At 35.2% G+C, this 4563-nt stretch carries 3 protein-coding genes; 2 read left to right on the forward strand and 1 reads right to left on the reverse strand.

From position 1 onward, the window contains the following. Positions 1-318: 318 nt before the first annotated feature. The gene (locus ESE_RS0101760) at positions 319-780 is read left to right on the forward strand and encodes a GNAT family N-acetyltransferase (protein ID WP_010370276.1); all 462 of its coding nucleotides are present in this window, start codon (positions 319-321) and stop codon (positions 778-780) included. A gap of 1259 nt (positions 781-2039) precedes the next feature. Here the strand turns inward: ESE_RS0101760 and ESE_RS11805 are convergent. Next, complete coding sequence (locus ESE_RS11805; protein ID WP_010370281.1) at positions 2040-2945, reverse strand: nucleotidyl transferase AbiEii/AbiGii toxin family protein; 906 nt, start codon at positions 2943-2945, stop codon at positions 2040-2042. Positions 2946-3134: 189 nt separating this feature from the next. Between ESE_RS11805 and ESE_RS0101770 the strand changes: the two genes are divergently transcribed. Continuing rightward, on the forward strand, positions 3135-4052 hold the full coding sequence (locus ESE_RS0101770; RefSeq protein WP_010370284.1) for a hypothetical protein: 918 nt from the start codon (positions 3135-3137) through the stop codon (positions 4050-4052). The last annotated feature ends 511 nt before the right edge of the window (positions 4053-4563 follow it).

The following is a 4563-nucleotide window of genomic DNA, read 5'->3' on the forward strand; positions in this document are numbered from 1 at the left end:
CTACTTACTTAAAACAACGTAAAAAGGTTTAGTGAATATTCACAACCTTTTTGTGTTTCTACCAACCGCAGGGCGGTTAGTTAAGTTGTTGCCAAAGGCAACAACCTAGTACATATTTTAAGCACAAATACAGCCCTACAATTGGGTTGTGTGTAAGTGCGCATTGTTTTAAACAAAGTTCTCATTTATTGCTTGTTCTGATAAGGTTATACTGCGATGCTGTTTATCAAGAACGCCGATATTGTAGGTCAGATATTGATAAAGATACAGACGAAGTATTGAATAATAAGTAAGAGTTTAATTTAGGGGGAAGCAATTATGAAATTTGAAGAAACATTATTACCAGAAAAATCAGATGTAATGACATTACAAAATATGATAAGAAAGTATAATAGGCAAAATTTTGAAACTGCAAATCAAACAGATTTTGCTATTTACATAAAAGATGATAATGAGAATGTTATGGGGGGGATTTCAGGAAAAATATTTGGTAATTGGATGGATATAGACTATTTAGTTATTCATGAAAGTTTGCGTAGAAATGGGTTAGGTCGGGATCTGTTACAAAAAGCCGAAGACCTGGCTATACGTAGTAATTGTAAAAATATATTTCTATACACATTTGATTTTCAAGGTAAAGATTTTTATCCCAAATTTGGATTTAAAGAAGTTTACGTAAAAAGAGAATATCCTTTAACTGGGTCAGAGCATTTTTTTGTTAAGACATTATCAAATGAAATCGATAAAGAGACTGGCGAAATACTAGAAAAAACTGAATGATTTGATGAGAGGGCGGATTAATAGATCCGTCTTTTTTTTGTTGTTGGCTAGCCAACTTCTGATACAAATTTTTAAGCACAAACTCTAGTGATTTATCAGTGGAGTATAAATGCGTATTCTGACGTTTTTCAGTCAGTTTAAGCACGACATCATGAAGTGATGTGTAAGTGCGCTTGTCAGAAAAAGACGCTGACAGATGCCCCATGAATTTTTTCTGGATCTGACACCAATTAGCCGCTAAAAAGACCCGCACGCTCGCTGGACAAATTTGGCAGAAGTGAAAGCCAAATTCATGCCTACCCCGTCCCATATTTCCCCCGGCTAATTGGAGCCTTCGGCAGACACAGGGGCAAGCCCCTGGACCCCTGCATGCTGACGCCTTTTTAAATCCTTTATTAAACAACATGTTGAACAATATACCAACCAAGTCATTGCGGATAGCCTGCAAGGCTCTCTCTCTCGACACTCCACCAACTATCCCCTTAATGGGGCTAATTGGTGTGTTTCGTTGAGTGCATCTCACAACGACTGATATTTCTATCACAGTAGATTATGTTCAAGCTACCCCTCACAACCCTTGTCCGTGCTTTGACGTTGTTTTATATCTGGTGGTGTCTATTTATCTTGCTGACACTTAAAAACGCCTCTGAGAGCTTCTCAGGGCATTTTTTTGATATACGGTAACTGTTTAACCCGATACACGGCACTGGGACTACTGACTTCGAACGATTACTCGTTCAGCTTGTCCGCATGCTATATTTCTTCATCACGGCGCAACTCGTGATCGGACACCTAACCGCTACCCATTGTGTTGGACGGTTAACTATCTCTTCTCCACGTCTCTGTTTGTGCTGTCTGTGGAGCATACAGCAAGGCTCTTCACGTGCCGTCCTACTTTCCGTGTAGGCTTCTTTGTCCTGAGTGCGTTCTACTCTGTCACCGTAACGTGGCGGGTTTCGAGTGCAAAAATAAAGAGAGACAATGCAGCTATTCCTAGTCACATTGTCTCTCGTCAAAGGTAGTTCTTTTCTTGACGTATTCTCGGTAAGTACCCTATAATATACTTACATATTGAATGACAACGTGCTCTGAATGTGTCCGCATTCTTTGCACTAGCACCTATCAGGATTCCCGTCTTGGTAGGTGCTTTTCTTTTTTTATTCGATTAATTATTGAATTAAATGTAACTATTTCTAGCCACATTTGCAACCTTTTTATTTAGTACATGCGTATTCATAAAATGCTTAAACTAACAAACATTAACCCTTTATTGCTACTTTATATAGAGTTTTAAATATATTGTTGACTTCTTGGAACATATACTCAAATGTCGTTGTTTCTAATTCATTATGCGGTATTTGCTTACTAACATTATCCTGAAAGTCTCTTTCTAACACTTCTTTATAATTTTCAATCTTATTTAGTAATTCTAGATCAACTCCTTTGATTTTAAACATATTTTTTAATATCTCAATATTTTCTGGTTTATATATATCGTTCTTAATATTTAAATCATTGTTTATTAATAGTTTATATATGTCATACACATCCCGAGATCTAGTTTTCACTCTAGATAAAGAATATTCTTCTAATTGCTGGGCAGATGCCCTTGTCTTTTCATACACTGTCATCAAAGGTGTATAGACAAATATAGACACTCCCTCAACATCTGCTGTAGTTCGACCATTGGTATATTCTCCAAAACTAATATCAATTTCAGCATTGTTAGAGTATTTTTTAGGATCAAAATCCTTCCCTTTTTTCTGCTGAAGAGCCTCTTTTTCATTATAGTAATCCAGAGATAAGGCACCCAATTTTATTTTATACCCTCCCCAAATTATATCCTCAGATGGATTTAAAGGATTTGGAATCATCATAGATTCTTGCTTGCTAGGTTCAAAGGAAAAGTTAAACTTCACTAATTTAGAATCATTTTCCTCAAATCCATTTGCTAGCGCCTTGTAAAAAAGAGATTCTAAATTTTCTTGCTTTGGATTTAGTGTTGCACTAATATCTAAATCTCTAGTTTGACGGTCTCCTACGTTCAAAATGGACAAAGAGTGTGCACCTTTGAGTGTTAGATGTTCTGCAAGCTCATCTTCTAAAAATAAAGATTGCAGTATTATTTTACGAAGCATGTTGTCGTCTAGTAAGTCATCTGCCATAATTAATCCCCTTGACTAGAGCATAGGTATATATACCTATGCTCTTTTTAAACAAAGCTTACTACTGTTTTTAAAGTCTTGCAAATGCCTCTAAATCAAGGCATATTGACACCGTATCTAGGTTAGATTAAACTTTTTATGTAAAGCATAGGTATATATACCTATGCTTTGGGAGGGAGTGCATTATTTATGAATAACACTAATCAAGACCAGGAAATAAACTGGTTAAAAGCAGAAATATTTCTAAAAGGCCCCATCTTAAACAGAACAACCCTTATGGAATTGATGAACAAATATAATGCTGAAATTCGTCATAACCATAATGAATTAAATTTAAATGGCATAAAAAGATTATTAACCTCTAAATACACACTATTAAAAGAAATTCGAATATTACACAAGAGTAACGTAGTTATTAGGTACATCCCTACGTATCTAAGTGTTTCTCCACTAGAAATTGCCCTTAGTATTGCCGGAAAAAAAGCTTATTTGTCGCATTTAAGCGCTTTATATATGCATGGATTAACCGATTTGAATCCTACCGAAATATATATTAATGAGGAGCAATCCCCTAAACCAATAAATAAAAAAAACGCAGTCCTTACTCAAGAAAAAGTAGATAAAGCATTTGCTAAACCCGTACGTACAACGAGTAACAAAGCAACTTTTATTCACAATAATGTTTCTTACTCGGTAACTATTTTAAACGGTAAAAACACTAACTATCTTGGAGTTACATCTTTAGAAAATAGTAAGACGAGCTCTAGAGTAAGAGTTTCATCAATTGAAAGATCTCTTATTGAGGCAACAGTCAGACCTAATTACTCAGGAGGAGTAAAACAAGTCCTTGAATCTTTTGAAAGAGCAGAAAACCTTATATCAATACTAAAATTAACTCGACTCATGGACCGGTTTTCATATATCTATCCATATGGTCAATCATTGTTATTTTATGCCAAGTTTGCAGGATACTCAGTTGAAAAATTAACGAATATCTCTAAAATTTCACCAGATAAACATATAAATTTTTATCTAGATCATCAGATAATTAATCCTAAACTTGAAGAAGAAAGTAAGGTTTTTTATCCTGGAGATCTCGATTACTAAAAGTCCCTTTGGTATAGCCAAATACGGCTATACCAAAGCCAGTTAACATAACGTGCATTATCCCAAGTCGTTGATCTGACGCGGTTTGGCGCACTTTGTGCAGCAACACCAATTCACAAACTCAAAAAAATCCCGAAACGGCGTTTCACAAACGTCAGTTTCGGGATTTTTCACAATTTAGACCAATTAATCGCAAACAGGTCAAAAATGACACTATCTATTTAGCAATTTGGCGGTACAATGACCTTGTATTCACACAAATATTCTTAGCAATTCGCTATCTCAACAACAAGAAGCTAGTCACTGTCCGATTTTATGGACGGTAACTAGCTTTTTGTTGTTTCCGATAATTAACAGTTAAATTAAGTCATATCAGGTGCTAATTAATTTCGCTTTAACCAGAACATGATATATTAGTTGTAACCCATAGAACATCTCTATACTTATCCATCATTCTTAAAACACAAAAAGTGTGTAGTATATACTAACTTTAACTTTACGTTTACGTTTA

The organism is Weissella cibaria KACC 11862 (assembly GCF_000193635.1).
In the GTDB taxonomy this organism is placed as follows: Bacteria; Bacillota; Bacilli; order Lactobacillales; family Lactobacillaceae; genus Weissella; species Weissella cibaria.

Excerpts from the sequence above, each read along its gene's own strand:
- ESE_RS0101760 (WP_010370276.1), top strand. The coding sequence starts at position 319 with ATGAAATTTGAAGAAACATTATTACCAGAAAAATCAGATGTAATGACA.
- ESE_RS11805 (WP_010370281.1), bottom strand. The coding sequence starts at position 2,945 with ATGGCAGATGACTTACTAGACGACAACATGCTTCGTAAAATAATACTG.
- ESE_RS0101770 (WP_010370284.1), top strand. The coding sequence starts at position 3,135 with ATGAATAACACTAATCAAGACCAGGAAATAAACTGGTTAAAAGCAGAA.